This window comes from Mesorhizobium sp. AD1-1 (genome assembly GCF_020164655.1).
Taxonomy (GTDB): Bacteria; Pseudomonadota; Alphaproteobacteria; order Rhizobiales; family Rhizobiaceae; genus Mesorhizobium; species Mesorhizobium ciceri.
In genome coordinates, this window is the sequence record NZ_JAIUGP010000017.1 from 83167 (window position 1) to 96757 (window position 13591).

Here is a 13591-nt window from a genome sequence, read left to right on the forward strand (position 1 = left end):
GGTTTACACCGCCACTTCCTGGGAAGCCCATTTGCGCAGGATCTGCGCGGTGCGCTCCTCGTTGAGGTCGACCATCCTGGCAAGCCGGTCCTGCGGCGCCGGCCGGATCTTCTGGCGAAGATCGTCGAGCGGAGTGGGGCCTGGGCGTGTGCCTGGCAAGGCGCCAACCGCGGCATTGTCGGTGGCCGCCATTGCCTCCGGCGTCGGCAGCGAGCGCTGGATGTCGTCGAAGCTGGGACCTGCCAGGGCTGGAGCAGCCTTTGCCGTCAGCGCCGCGGCCATCGGCCTCAGGCCGAAGAAGGCGACCAGGAAGACCACGACGATGAAGGCACCTGCATTGATCATCGTGCCGGCATGCTGGCCGATCGAATCGAGCATTCCGGCCTGCGGGATCGCCTCGCCGTCCAGGCCATCGATGAACTCGACCGCCGAGACGTCGATGATGTCGCCGCGCTTTTCATCCAGGCCGGTGGCGGATGTGACCATCTTCTGGATCTCGGCGACGCGCTTGGCGATCTGCTCCGGTGTGGCATCCTTGCCGAGGATGGTCGTCAGCCGCTGCTGGTTGACGACCACGGCAATCGACATCTTGGTGACGGTGTAGCCGTTGGAGACGGTGGCGATCTTCTTGGAATTGATCTCGTAGTTGGTGATCTCTTCCCTGCGGTCGTTCTGCGAGGAGGATTGCGGGCCATCGGTGGCGGTTGCCTGGGTCTCGGGCAGGTTCTGCTCGACGCTGGCCGGAGTGGAAGCCTGCTTCTGGTTGTTGTTCTCGTTGGCGCGCACCGACTGCACCGAGCGCTCGACGCGGGAATTCGGATCGAAGATGGTCTCTTCCGTCTGGCGGGTGTCGGTGTTGACCTCGGCCTTGACGCTGGCGCGGAAATTGTCGGGGCCGAGATAGGCCGTCAGCGCACGGCGGATGTTGTCTCCGATCTGCGCCTCGACGGTCTGCTCGACGCCCAGCGTGCGGGCGGCGCTGGTGTTGGAAGGATCATCGCCTGCGGCCAGCAGATTGCCGCTGGAATCGAGAACAGTCACCTTGTCGGCTGACAGGCCGGGGACGGCGGCGGCGACGAGATGGCGGATCGACATGGCGCTCTTCTCGGCGTCGATGCCGGCGTAGCGGATGACCACGGAGGCGGAAGGCTGCTGCTCGTCGCGGCGGAAATTGGCGCGTTCGGACATGACGATGTGGACGCGCGCCGCCTTGATGCCCGATATCGACTGGATGGTGCGGGCGATCTCACCTTCCAGCGCTCGCACCCGGGTGATCTGCTGCATGAACGAGGTGAGGCCGAGCGAGCCGACATTGTCGAACAATTCGTAGCCGGCATTGGCGCTGGTCGGCAGGCCCTTTTCGGCGAGCAGCATGCGCGCCTGGGCGGTGGTGCCGGCCGGCACCAGAACCGAGGTTCCGTCGGCGCCGACATCGAAGCCGATACCGGCTTCGCCGAGCACCAGGCCGATCTGGTTCACGTCGGCGCGGTCGAGCCCGACATAGAGCGTGTCGTAGGCGGGGCGGTTGAGATAGACCGAGGCGATGCCGATGACGCCCATCACCAGAACGGCGATGCCCGCCAGCATGGCGAGGCGCTTCACGCCAAACCCGCGGAGATTCGAGATGATGCTCTGGATCTGTTCCGGCACGGTTCGACGACTCCCAGCATGATTGTCCGCCGGAACTCTAGTCTTCGAAGCTTGTGCGAAAATGAAATCGGGCCGCGCTTGCGGCGCGGCCCGTCAGTTGGGATGCGAAAGGAGGGCGCCGGGGGCGCCCGCGATTAGTTCTTGAACAGCGACAGGATCGACTGCGAGGAGCTGTTGGCGATCGACAGTGCCTGGATGCCGAGCTGCTGCTGCACCTGCAGGGCCTGGAGGCGGGTCGATTCCTTGTTCATGTCGGCGTCGACGAGCTGGCCGACGCCGCGGTCGATGGAGTCCATCAGGCTCTGTGTGAAGGTCTTCTGCAGGTCGATCGAGCTCTTGGCCGAACCGATGATGGTGGCGGAATCAGTCAACTGGGCCATGACCTTGTCCATCATGGTGACCATCTGGGTGATGATGCCGTCGGTCACCCCTGGGGCCGTGATGTCGAGGTTGTAGGCGGAAATATTGTCGACCTTGGTGACCGCTCCCGCCGCCGTCTGGCCGGCAGTGTTCGCGGCGATATCCGTTCCTCCGCCCGCGATCACGCCAGCATAGGCGTTGTCATACAGGGTCTGGGCGGCGCCCGTGGAATAGATGGAGGTCTGGCGATCGAGGACGCCCTGGTTCTTGACCTCGGCGGCAAGGCCGTAGTCGAAAAGCTTGGTGCCCTCGACATTGATGTTGATCGTTCCGATCGAGACAGCGCCGGATGAAGAGCGATTGAATGAGGACACGATCTGCGAGTCGGGCTGGACGCCATCATTGGCGGCCGTGACCTGCTTGGAGGTCACCGCGAGGAAATTCGAGCCGGAGAAGGTGGCCGCATCGGCAAAGGACTTCATCTGCGTTTGAAGCGCCTTGATCTCGGTCTGGGTCTTCGCCTTGGCGGCATCCGTCTGGCCGACCATGGACAACACCTTGGTCTTGATCTGGCCGATCGTCGTCAGCACGTTGGTGATGCCGGTGTAGGCGGCATCGACTTTCGAGGCGCCGAGGCCGAGTGCATCCTGCACCGTCGACAGGGCCGAATTGTCCGAGCGCATGGTGGTGGCGATCGACCAATAGGCGGCGTTGTCCGAAGCCTGCGAGACCCGATAGCCGGTCGATATGCGGGCCTGTGTCTGTTCGAGCGACTTGTTGGTGGCGCTGAGGCTTTGAAGTGCGGTTAACGCCGAGGCGTTGGTCATGATGCTCGCCAAGAAAGTCGCTCCTTCTCAAAAGCCGACATGCTCAGACATGCCGGATGGGCCTGTTCAACGATTGGCATCGTGCCGGTCGGACCGATTCGCCAACTGTCGTAAGCTATTGGTTAACCATAACTAGCGCGGCATGGTTAACAGCCTGTTAAAAGCTGGCTTTTGAGAGTTAAGGATCGAGGATTGTGCGGGGCTGGAGCAAACGCAAATAGGGCCGCGCTTTTGGCGCGGCCCGAATTTCTAGTGCGAACTGTGGTTGAGCGGAGGCGATCAGCCGCGGAAGAGCGACAGGATCGACTGCGAGGAACCGTTGGCGATCGACAGCGCCTGCACGCCGAGCTGCTGCTGGACCTGCAGGGCCTGCAGACGGGTCGATTCCTTGTTCATGTCGGCATCGACGAGCTGGCCGACGCCGCGGTCGATGGAGTCCATCAGGTCCGAGGTGAAGGTCTTCTGCAGGTCGATACTGCTCTTGGCGGCGCCGAGCGTGGTGGCCGAGTTGGTCATGTCGGCAAGCGCGGAGTCGATGACGGTCAGCATCTGCTTGATCTGCGAATCGCTGGCAGCCGTGCCACCCGAGAAGATGGAAAGCGAGGCGGCCGAATAGGTGTCGGTGGCCAGTGCAGCCGCCCCTAGAGCTGTCTGCGTGCCGGAGACCGCTGCGGCCACACTGCCGTCGCTGCCGAGGCGGTACGTGTCAAGGATGCCCTTCGCGAGGCCCGAGGTGGTACCAGCTTCATAGAGCTTGATGCTTTCCACCTTGACGTCGATGGTCGAGATCGAAGATGCGCCGGCCGCGTCACGGTTGAAGGCCGAAAGGATCTTCACATCGGCAGCCGTCGTGGCTGTTGAGCCGCTGTCTACGGACAGCATGTTGGTGCCGGAGAAGGTGGCGCCGTCGGCGTAGGACTTCATCTGCGCCTGAAGAGCGGTGATTTCGGTCTGGGTCTTTTCCTTCGAGGCGTCCGTCTGGCCGTAGGAAGCCAGCAGCTTTGCCTTGATCTGGTTGATGGTGGAGATCGCGCTGTTCATGCCGGTATAGGCGGTGTCGACCTTCGAGGCGCCGAGGCCGAGAGCGTCCGAAACGGTGGACATTGCCTGGTTGTCGGAGCGCATCGTGGTGGCGATCGACCAGTAAGCGGCGTTGTCCGAGGCCTGCGAGACGCGATAACCGGTCGAGATGCGGGCCTGGGTGTCCTGGAGGGATTTGCTGGTGGCGTTAAGGCTCTGCAGAGCCGTCAACGCGGCGGAGTTCGTCATGATGCTGGACATGGTACTCGTACCTTGGTTTTTACAGGTGTTTTTTTGACATACCGGGCCTCCCGGTATGACGGTGCGGCATCATGCCAATGATCTCTGAAATCGATCACCCGCCATCTGCGAGCGAATATGCGGGCAAGTCCCTACCAAAGGGCTAAACCGGACGGTTAATCGAAAATATATTGCTGGAATTTCGAGCCGGCGCGGCAGAGTCAGTTGAAGGAGCGCACCAGGCTGCCGACAAGCAGGTTCCAGCCGTCGATCAGGACGAAGAACAGGATCTTGAACGGCAGCGACACCACCGTGGGCGGCAGCATCATCATGCCCATCGCCATCGTGATGGTGGCGACGATCAGGTCGATGACCAGGAACGGCAGCACGATCAGGAAACCGATTTCGAAGCCGCGCCGGATCTCCGAGATCATGAAGGCGGGCACCAGGATGCGCAGGTCGACGGTGTCGCGCGAAACGGTCTGGCCGCGCTCGCGGGCGAGATCGGCGAAGAGGTCGAAATCCTTGTCACGCACATTGTGCAGCATGAAGGTGCGGAACGGATCGGAAATCTTGTCGAAGGCTTCGGTCTGGGTGATCTGGTTGTCCATCAGCGGCTTGACGCCGGTGTTCCAGGCCTGATCGAAGGTCGGCGCCATGACATAGAAGGTCATGAACAGCGACAGCGAAATCAGGATGAGGTTTGCCGGTGTCGACTGCAGGCCGATGCCGGCGCGCAGGATCGAGAAGGCGATGACGAAGCGAGTGAAGCTGGTCACCATGATCAGCAGGCCCGGCGCGACCGACAGAACAGTCAGCAGGCCGAACATCTGGATGATGTAGCCGACGGTGGTGCCGTCAGCCTTGCCGATGCCGCCGAGATCGAGCTGCTGAGCCGCCGCGATGGAGGTGGCGGCGGCGATCATGGCGGTGGCGAGAAGGAACTTTCTCATTCGAGCAGCAATGTCCTGATGAGTACCTGTTTGGCGTGACCCTGGCTGCGGATCGCGGCGCGTTCTTCGAGGTCGGCCTTCAGGTGCTGGTAGCCGCTGGCTCCCTCGATCTGATGCATCTTCAAGGTGCGCACCAGGGCCAGGAGATCTTGGTGGATGTCATCCGACATTGCCTGTGGCTGCGGCGCGTCATAGACGACGGACACCTCCATCCTGATCCAGGTGCCGGCAGGCGAGGCGATGTTGGTGGTGATCGGCGCCAGCACGACAAGCATCGGGCCCAGGCCTGGTTGCTCGGCTGCGGCGGGCTGCATGATCTTACCTTCGTTCTCAGGCGCGACCGGTACCGACGCCGGTGCGCCGACGCCCTTGAGATAACCGCCGGACATCCAGCCCACGCCAATGGCGGCCGCCGTCACAAGCAGCAGCATGCCGGCCTGAATGACAGGGGAGGGACCCTTGCGCGGCTGAACCTGTTCAATATTTGCCACGGCGCCCTGCCCCGATCCTAGAACGGAAGAACCTGGTCGAGGATCTGCTGGCCGTAGGCAGGTTGCTGGACCTCGGTGATGCGACCGCGTCCGCCGTAGGAGATGCGGGCCTCGGCGATGCGTTCGTAGGGGATGGTGTTTTCGGCGCCGATATCGGCCGGCCGCACGATGCCGGCGAGCGTCAGCACCCTGAGCTCGGCATTGACGCGCACTTCCTGCGATCCGGTGATCATCAGATTGCCGTTGGGCAGCACATCGGTGACGATCGCCGCGACATTGAGTTCAAGCGTTTCCGAGCGCTTGATCTCGCCGTCAGCCGTCGTGTCGGTGGTGGAGCTGAGAGCCCCGGCGCCCTTGCCGGCGGTGCTCCACTTGTCCCACTGCGCGCTGAGGTCATAACCGAGCTTGCGATTGGCGGTGCGGCTCCTGTCGTTCTGGTTCTTGAAGTTGGCGCGATCGTTGATCTTGATCTTGACCGTCAGGATGTCGCCCTGGGACAGCGCCCGCGGGTCGGTGAACAGCCGGCTCTGGCGGTCGTCCCACAACGAGAATTTCTTGACCGGCACTGGCGGCGTTTGCGGATATCGATAGAGCGAGCCGGTGCTGCCGCCATCGATGCCGGAGCCGACCGGGGACAGGGCCGGCTCTCTGCCGACCTCCTTGAGGTTGGTTCCGCAACCGGACAGCATGGCAACCGCGCACAGGACAAGCATCTTCCGGATCATGACGGATCTACCCTTCGGGCTGCGCTGGCCATAATGCCGGTGAGCGTCGCCGCCGCCTTCTGGTCCATTTCGTTGAGGATGACGCTCGCCTTGCGTGAATCGAGCTTCATCAATATAGCCGCAGCCAGGTCGGCGTTGACGATGGCCAGCCGCTCGGCGGCGGCGTCGGGTTTCATACCGGCGTAGATCTGGACGACGCCGTCCTCGGCCCGGGCCAGGAAAACCTCGCGCCGCTTCAGCCAGGTCTCGTATTCAGCTTTCTTTGCATCAAGAGCTTTCATGCGCTCGTCAATGCCAGCCTGGAGCTGCTTCAGTTCCTGCGCCTGCAGGACATAGCGGCGGTCGCGGGCGGCATCGGCGATGTTTGAGCAGAAGCGCTCGATCTCGCTTTGGTCCGGCGCCTTTTCCCGTGTCAGTTGCTGCGGCGCCGCCGCCACCTGTGCTCCCGGCAGGACCTGGCGGACCGTCTCCTCGCCGCGCGCGGTGCCGCCGGCAAAGGGCAGAGCCGCGAGAAAAGCGGTCGCAAGCAGGATCGCGGCTTTGCGGTGTCTGTCGTGGCGTGGGAAGGAGCGCTTCATCGGCATCGCCTATTGCAGAACCAGGTCGGCCTGCAGGGCCCCGGCCGACTTGATGCCCTGCAGAATGGCGATGATGCCGTCCGGCTTGACGCCGAGGCGGTTGAGGCCGGAAACGAGGGTCTGGAGATCGGGTCCGTCAAGCACGGCAACGCGGGCGTCGGGCCGGCTGGCGTCGATGGCGGTGAACGGTTCGATCGCGGTCTCGCCCTTGGAGAAGGGTTCGGGCTGCACGACGCGCGGCGCTTCGGTGATGCGCACGGTGAGCGTGCCGTGGCTGATGGCGACCCGTGAGATCTTGACGTCATTGCCGATGACGATGGTGCCGGTGCGCTCGTCGATCACGACACGGGCCGGCGTGTCGGATTCGACCACCAAATTCTCGATTTCGGCATAGAAGCGCGCCGCCGAGACACCCTTCGGCCTTCTGATCTGGACGGTGCGCGAATCGCGCTCGGCCGCCACCCGCATGCCGAAGCGCTGGCCGGTGTAGTCGTTGATGGCATCCGCGATGCGGATAGCGGTCGAGAAATCGGGATTGCGCAGCTGCAGCGTCAGGATCGCCTGATCGTCGAATTCGGCTTGGACAGCACGCTCGACGATGGCGCCGTTGGGCACGCGGCCGGCGGTCGGCACGCCTTGCGTCAGCTGCTCGGCCTGTCCTTGCGCGGTAAAGCCGGACACGATGACCGAGCCCTGGCCGACGGCATAGATTTCGCCGTCCGCCGCCTTCAGCGGCGTCATGATCAGCGTGCCGCCGGAAAGCGAGGTCGCGTCGCCCATCGAGGAGACGTCGATGTCGATGCGGGCGCCCGACTGCACGTAGGGCGGCATGTTGGCGGTGACGATGACGGCGGCGACATTCTTGGCGCGCGCGCTGCCGCCTTCGGTGGCGATGCCGAGGTTTTCGAGCATCGCGCGGATCGACTGTTCGGTGAATGGCGAGTTGCGCAGGCTGTCGCCCGATCCGGCAAGGCCGATGACCAGGCCGTAGCCGACGAGCTGATTGTCGCGCGAACTCTGCAGCTGGGCGATGTCCTTGATACGCGAGGCGACCTGGCCCGGCGGCAGCGAACTCGGCCCGGTCGAAACCCGGAACATGCGGCTTGTGGTGGCCGGATCATATTCGGGATCGTTGTAGACGCCGCCATTCTTGGCGGCGAGCTCGCGCTTGGCCTTCGGCGTCAGGCCGTCGGCCAGCGCCGGCTGCAGGCCAAGCACGGCTGCCAGGATCAAGGTAAGCCCGCGCATCATGAAGCGCTGACCTGGATGGTTCCATCCGCCATCACCGTGCCGGACAGGATTTTGCCGCTGTCGATGTTGCGAACCTTGACGAGGTCGCCCGCGGCTCCTGGTTGCAGCGTTACGGCGGTCGCCGAGATCGTCAGGCCGCCGGCGATGAAGAAGATCTGCACGGAGGCACCCTGTTCGACCAGCCAGGCCTCGCGGATGGCGGCGGAGGGAATGTAGCGGCCGGGCAGCAGGGTGCGCTTGGCGACCTTGCCATCCAGTTCCTCGGCCCGTGTGGCGACCGCCTCCGGCTTGTGCTTGCCGACGATAAGGGTGACCTGTTTCAGGGCAGCCAGGTTGATGGTCTCGCCGGGATAGATAACCCGGCTCGGAATAAGCACCACCTCGCCGCCAGCTTGATTGCTGGCGATCCGGGTGGCCGACTGGTTGGCCGATTCCTGGGCAAAAGCCGGCATCGTGCCGGTCACCAGCGCAAGGACGAGCGCGGTGCGGCGGAATGCAGACAGGAGGCCGGGCGTCGACATCATGCGTTACCTGATGTTCTTGGAGACCACGGAGGCCATGTCGTCGGCGGCCTGGATGACCTTGGAGTTCATCTCATAGGCGCGCTGCGCCGAGATCAGCTCGGTGATTTCCTTGACCGGGTCGACGTTGGAGGCTTCGAGATAGCCCTGCTGGATGGTGGCAAAACCGGGATCGCCAGGCACGCCGACGTTCGCCGGCCCCGAAGCCGTGGTTTCCTGGAACAGATTGTCGCCGAGCGGCGCCAGGCCGGCCTCGTTGGCGAAATTGGCGATCTGAAGCTGACCGAGGTTCTGCAGGTCGGTCTGGCCGTCGATGCGGGCGAAGACCTGGCCGGTCTTGTTGACGATGACCTCGACGGCATCAACGGGAACATTGATTGCCGGAATGACCGCAGCGCCGTCGACCGTCACCAACTGGCCGGTGGCGTTGGTGTTGAGAGCGCCGGCGCGGCTGTAGAGCGTGCCGCCGTCGGCACCCTCGATCTGGAACCAGCCCCTGCCGGTCAGCGCCAGGTCGAAACTGTTGCCGGTGCTGGTCAGTTCGCCCTGGGTGTGCACGTTGCGCACCGCCGTCGTCTTGACGCCGAGGCCGATCGAGACGCCCTCCGGCACCAGCGAGGCGTTGGAGCGGTTGGGCACGCCTTGCGTGCGGTCGACCTGATAGAGCAGGTCGGAGAATTCGGCACGGGCGCGCTTGTAGCCGGTGGTGTTGATGTTGGCGATGTTGTTGGCGATGACTTCCAGATTTGTCTGCTGAGCATTCATGCCGGTGGCGGCGATGGCGAGTGCTTTCATGGCGGAATTCCTCAGATGCCCATTCGACTGACTTCGAGATAGGCGGAGACCACCTTGTCGCGTATCGCGACTGCGGTCTGAAGCGCCTGCTGCGCGCTCATCACGGCGTCGACCACCTGGCGGGTGTCGGCATCGCCCTTGAGCGCCTGCATCGATACCTGCTCGGCGTTCTGCATCGTGTCGACGGTCTTGGAGGCTGCCTGGCTCAGCGCTTCGGCAAAGGAGGTGCCGACATTGCCACCGGCTGACGGTGTCGCGCCGCCCTGGAGCAGGCTTGTCGCCGCGTCGTCGCCGCCGATCGACGGCTTGAACTGAAGGGCTCCGATACCGCTGATCATTACTGGTTCCTCATCAGGTCGATGGTCATGGAAATCAGATCGCGGGCCTGCTTGACCACCTGAAGGTTGGCCTCGTAGGAGCGATTGGCCTCGGTCATGTCAGCCATTTCGATCAGCACGTTGACGTTGGGCATCTTGACGTAGCCCTTCTCGTCGGCGGCCTCGTTGCCGGGCTGGAACTCGACTGGAAAGTCACTGGGATCTCGATCGATCGAGTTCACTGCAACCGTTGAACTGCCGGAGGCCCGGTCGAGCTCGGAGACGAAGCTGATGGTCTTGCGGCGATAAGGGTCGGAGCCGGGCGCGGTGCCCGTCGACTGGGCGTTGGCGAGGTTCTCGGAAACCACGCGCAGGCGTTCCGACTGGGCGCCGAGGCCGGATGCTGCGACTTTGAGGGCTGCGGTCAGTGCGTCCATGGTCAGCTCTTCACCGCCATCATCATCATCGAATGGAACGCCTTGACGATCGCCGTGTTGAGCTCGAAGGACCGGCGCACCTCGCCGGCCTTCAGCAACTGGTCTTCCAGCACGACCGAGTTCTTGGACGGCATGACAACGCCGTCATCTTCCTGCGGCTTGATGGTGAAGCCGGCATTGGTCGCTGCATTGCCGAGATGGCCGGCCTGGGTGGCCTGCAGCGATACGGCGGCGCGGTCGAGCACTTTTTCGAATGGCTCGACGTCGTTTGCCGTATAGCCTGGCGTGTTGGCATTGGCGATGTTGCCGGCCACGGCCGACTGGCGCACGGCCAGCCATTGCGCTTGCTTGGCGGCGAGGTCGAAAAGGGAAACGGGCTCCATGGGAATCTCCGAGCAGGTACCCAGAGACTAGGCCGCCAGTCTTGCGCGGGCCTTGCGGATGGCCGGAAGCCGGAGATCGTTTATCGGGACAGTTCGATCACCTGGTCGGCACTGGTGACCATGACCCATTTGCCGTTGCGCTGCTCGATGGAGGATACCTTGCTGGAATCCGGCAGTATCGAGCCGCGCTGGACCATCCAGAGGCCAGCGTCGTCCTGGATCATGGCGCGGCCGTTGGCGACATGAACCATGCGGAATTTCGCCGCGTCGGCCGGAAACGGTTGCTCGTCGGATGCGGCTGCGGGATCGGCATCATCCCGCACCGTCCCCGTGGCAAGAAGATCGAGATTGGCCGCGGGAACGTCCTTTGCCGTCAGCGGCGCGCTGCGTTCGGCGACCACGCCGCCGCCCGCTCGCCCGGAATTAGAGCCTGTGCCGCCGAACTTCATCGCCTGGACGCCAAACTGGTCCTGGTTGAAGAAGATATACCAGGGGAACAGGGCGCAGATCAGGCCGAGCGCGATGCCGAGCGCGGCAATGACGAAATCGCTGCGTCGGTCGGACTTCCTCTCCAGTCGGGGAAACGGCGCCTTTGGCGGCTGCGGCCATTCGGTGCGCGGGAACAGGCCGTCGATCAGCGATTCCCGGCTGGCCTGCGTCATCTCGGCAGCCACCGCCTGGGGAGCCCGGGACAAAGCGGGTTCGACGGGCCTGGCCAGATCAGGATCGGCTTTGCCAGCCCGTGGCAGGATTGGCTTGACGGCTCTGGCCAGAACGGCCTCGGCTTTGGCCGCGATGGCACGGGCGGCCTTTGCCTTGGCAGTTCTCGCCGTGTCAGCCTCTGCCTGCTGCGCGGCATTGGCCTCGGCGATCATGTCGCGCAGGATGCGCTCGGTGTATTCGCGTTCAGTCTCCGGCATCGGCGTTCAGCTTGCTCTTGAGGTGGCGGGCGAGATCGGAGAACGGGTCGGCTGAGGGGCGATCCTTCGGCCCTTGCGTCAGCGCTTCATAGATCAGCGGCACCTGGCGCACGGCGATGTCGAGTTCGGCATCGACGCCGCCCTGATAGGCCCCGAGCAAGCGGATATCGCGTGTGTCCTCGAAGCGCGAGATCATCGACTTCAGCCTTGTCACCAGCGCGCGCTGTTCGACGCTCCAGGCCTTTCCGGCCAACCGCGATATGGACGACAGCGGATTGACGGGGGGATAGCGACCCTGTTCGGCGATCGTGCGGTCGAGCACGACATGGCCGTCGAGGATGCCGCGCACGGAATCGGCGACCGGGTCGTTGTGATCGTCGCCGTCGACCAGTACGGAAATGATGGCGGTGATCGATCCCTTGCCTTCCGTACCCGGCCCGGCGCGTTCGAGCAGCTTGGGCAATTCGGTGAACACCGAGGCCGGATAACCGCGGGCGACCGGCGGCTCGCCGGTTCCCGTCGCCACCTCACGCAAGGCATGAGCGAAGCGGGTGATCGAATCCAGCACCAGCAAAACGCGATGCCCCTGGTCGCGAAAATGCTCGGCGACGCGCATGGCGGTGTCCGGCGCACGCCGGCGCATCATGGCGCTTTCGTCGCTGGTGGCGACGACGGCGATGGTCTTGGCCATGCTGTCGCCGATCGTGTCCTCGAGGAATTCACGGACTTCCCGGCCGCGTTCGCCGATGAGCGCCACCACGACGGTATCGAATGCGTCGGCTCCGGCGAGCATGGCGAGCAGCGTCGACTTGCCGACGCCGGAGCCGGCAAAGATGCCGAGGCGCTGGCCGAAGCAGAGCGGCGTGAAGATATCGATGACCTTGACGCCGGTCATGAAGGCAGTGCCGACGCGTTGCCGCGCCATGGCGCCCGGCGTCGTCTGGGCGCCGCGCGATGTGTCGTCTCCCCGGGCGAGCGGCGGGCCGCCATCGATCGCCCTGGTGAGTGCGTCGATGGTGCGGCCGCGCCATGAGGCATGCGGTGCCACCACAAGCGGACCGCGGCGGAACACGGCATCACCGATGCCGGAATCGGCGCTGCGTTCGAAGGGTGCCACGACGGCCTCGTCGCGGCCGATCTTGACGATCTCGCCGCGGCGCGCACCGGCATGGCCGGGCTGCTCGACGATGTCACCCAGCCTGGCGAAGCTGGAAAGGCCGTGCACCTTGTAGTGCGTGGGCGTGACTTCGATGACGCGGCCGCCGCGCTTGAGCAGTGCCTCGGCGTCGGCGAAACGCCGCCAGACCCGTTCCAGGGCGGCAAGCCGGTCTTCCGGTGCCGGCTGGAGTTGTCTTTCGAGTGCCCGCAGGGATGGCTGGTCGAGCGACATGGACTATTTCGAGCCGAGCGTCTTGATCGCCTCGTCGGTGGACGAGTCGGTCTGGCGCATCAGGGCGGCGGTGTTCTCGAAGGCGCGCTGGACCATGATCAGCCTGGTGATCTCCAGCACCGGATTGACATTGGACTCTTCGAGAAAACCTTGGGCAACGCCGATATCGGAGCGATCGGTGACAGGCTCCGGGGTGCGTGCCGGAACAATGCCGGAATTGCCATAGCGGACGAAGTTCGCGCCTGGATCGAAATTGTAGAGGCCGATCGATCCGACAAGCTGATCGTTCTGGCGCAACGAACCATCGGCCCCGGCCTTGGGCGGACCGTTGCGGGGGTCAAGCTGGATCGGCGAGCCGCCGGCATCGAGCACCGGGTGGCCTTCGATCGACATCAGTTCGCCGTTCTCGTTCATTGAAAAACGGCCGTCGCGGGTCATGACGGTGCCGACCGGCGTCTCTATGGCGAACCAGGCATCGCCCTGGATGGCGAAATCGAAGGGATTTCCGGTCTCGCTCAAGGCACCGTGGGCGCCGGAAAGGTAGGTCTTGCCCGGGGAGGCGAATGACACCGATTTCTGCCCGGTGCCAGAGACGACGTCCTCGAACTTCACGCCGGTGGCGCGAAAGCCGATCGTGGAGGCGTTGGCGACGTTGTCGGCGATGGTGTCGAGGCGCCGCTCGAGCGCGATCTGCGATGAAAGAGCGACGTACAGGCTGTCCCGCATGATGGTC

Annotated in this window: 16 protein-coding genes; all 16 read right to left on the minus strand. The window is 64.0% G+C overall.

Annotated elements, in window-relative coordinates:
• Positions 1–3: 3 nt before the first annotated feature.
• Positions 4–1650 (minus strand): flagellar basal-body MS-ring/collar protein FliF, encoded by a 1647-nt coding sequence (gene fliF / locus LB519_RS26340; protein ID WP_224621554.1) that lies wholly within the window; start codon positions 1648–1650, stop codon positions 4–6.
• A gap of 134 nt (positions 1651–1784) precedes the next feature.
• Positions 1785–2849 carry a flagellin gene (locus LB519_RS26345; RefSeq protein ID WP_027161432.1) on the minus strand — a complete coding sequence of 355 codons (1065 nt, stop codon included), beginning with the start codon at positions 2847–2849 and terminating at the stop codon, positions 1785–1787.
• A 267-nt stretch (positions 2850–3116) separates the two neighbouring features.
• On the minus strand, positions 3117–4118 hold the full coding sequence (locus tag LB519_RS26350; RefSeq protein ID WP_013529788.1) for a flagellin: 1002 nt from the start codon (positions 4116–4118) through the stop codon (positions 3117–3119).
• Positions 4119–4318: 200 nt separating this feature from the next.
• A complete protein-coding gene (gene fliP / locus LB519_RS26355; protein ID WP_013529789.1) occupies positions 4319–5050 on the minus strand; it encodes a flagellar type III secretion system pore protein FliP in 732 nt (243 codons plus the stop codon).
• On the minus strand, positions 5047–5541 hold the full coding sequence (locus LB519_RS26360; RefSeq protein ID WP_013529790.1) for a flagellar basal body-associated FliL family protein: 495 nt from the start codon (positions 5539–5541) through the stop codon (positions 5047–5049). Before LB519_RS26360 ends, fliP begins: the two co-directional genes overlap by 4 nt.
• 17 nt (positions 5542–5558) lie before the next feature.
• A complete protein-coding gene (flgH, locus tag LB519_RS26365; RefSeq protein WP_027161433.1) occupies positions 5559–6266 on the minus strand; it encodes a flagellar basal body L-ring protein FlgH in 708 nt (235 codons plus the stop codon).
• Positions 6263–6844: a MotE family protein gene (locus LB519_RS26370; protein ID WP_027161434.1), complete on the minus strand. Its 582-nt coding sequence runs from the start codon at positions 6842–6844 to the stop codon at positions 6263–6265. Before LB519_RS26370 ends, flgH begins: the two co-directional genes overlap by 4 nt.
• 9 nt (positions 6845–6853) lie before the next feature.
• Positions 6854–8095: a flagellar basal body P-ring protein FlgI gene (locus LB519_RS26375; RefSeq protein WP_013529793.1), complete on the minus strand. Its 1242-nt coding sequence runs from the start codon at positions 8093–8095 to the stop codon at positions 6854–6856.
• On the minus strand, positions 8092–8619 hold the full coding sequence (gene flgA / locus LB519_RS26380; protein ID WP_063168917.1) for a flagellar basal body P-ring formation chaperone FlgA: 528 nt from the start codon (positions 8617–8619) through the stop codon (positions 8092–8094). The genes LB519_RS26375 and flgA overlap by 4 nt, the downstream gene beginning before the upstream one ends.
• 3 nt (positions 8620–8622) lie before the next feature.
• Complete coding sequence (gene flgG / locus LB519_RS26385) at positions 8623–9411, minus strand: flagellar basal-body rod protein FlgG (protein ID WP_013529795.1); 789 nt, start codon at positions 9409–9411, stop codon at positions 8623–8625.
• Positions 9412–9422: 11 nt separating this feature from the next.
• Positions 9423–9749, minus strand: coding sequence for a flagellar hook-basal body complex protein FliE (locus tag LB519_RS26390; RefSeq protein ID WP_013529796.1), 327 nt, complete (start codon positions 9747–9749; stop codon positions 9423–9425).
• Complete coding sequence (gene flgC, locus LB519_RS26395) at positions 9749–10165, minus strand: flagellar basal body rod protein FlgC (protein ID WP_013529797.1); 417 nt, start codon at positions 10163–10165, stop codon at positions 9749–9751. Before flgC ends, LB519_RS26390 begins: the two co-directional genes overlap by 1 nt.
• 2 nt (positions 10166–10167) lie before the next feature.
• Positions 10168–10548, minus strand: a complete 381-nt coding sequence (gene flgB, locus LB519_RS26400) for a flagellar basal body rod protein FlgB (RefSeq protein ID WP_013529798.1) — start codon at positions 10546–10548, stop codon at positions 10168–10170.
• 80 nt (positions 10549–10628) lie between these two features.
• Positions 10629–11468, minus strand: a complete 840-nt coding sequence (locus LB519_RS26405; RefSeq protein ID WP_064995643.1) for a hypothetical protein — start codon at positions 11466–11468, stop codon at positions 10629–10631.
• A complete protein-coding gene (fliI, locus tag LB519_RS26410) occupies positions 11455–12858 on the minus strand; it encodes a flagellar protein export ATPase FliI (RefSeq protein ID WP_013529800.1) in 1404 nt (467 codons plus the stop codon). Before fliI ends, LB519_RS26405 begins: the two co-directional genes overlap by 14 nt.
• Positions 12859–12861: 3 nt before the next feature.
• Positions 12862–13584 carry a flagellar basal-body rod protein FlgF gene (flgF, locus tag LB519_RS26415; protein ID WP_013529801.1) on the minus strand — a complete coding sequence of 241 codons (723 nt, stop codon included), beginning with the start codon at positions 13582–13584 and terminating at the stop codon, positions 12862–12864.
• Positions 13585–13591 lie beyond the last annotated feature (7 nt).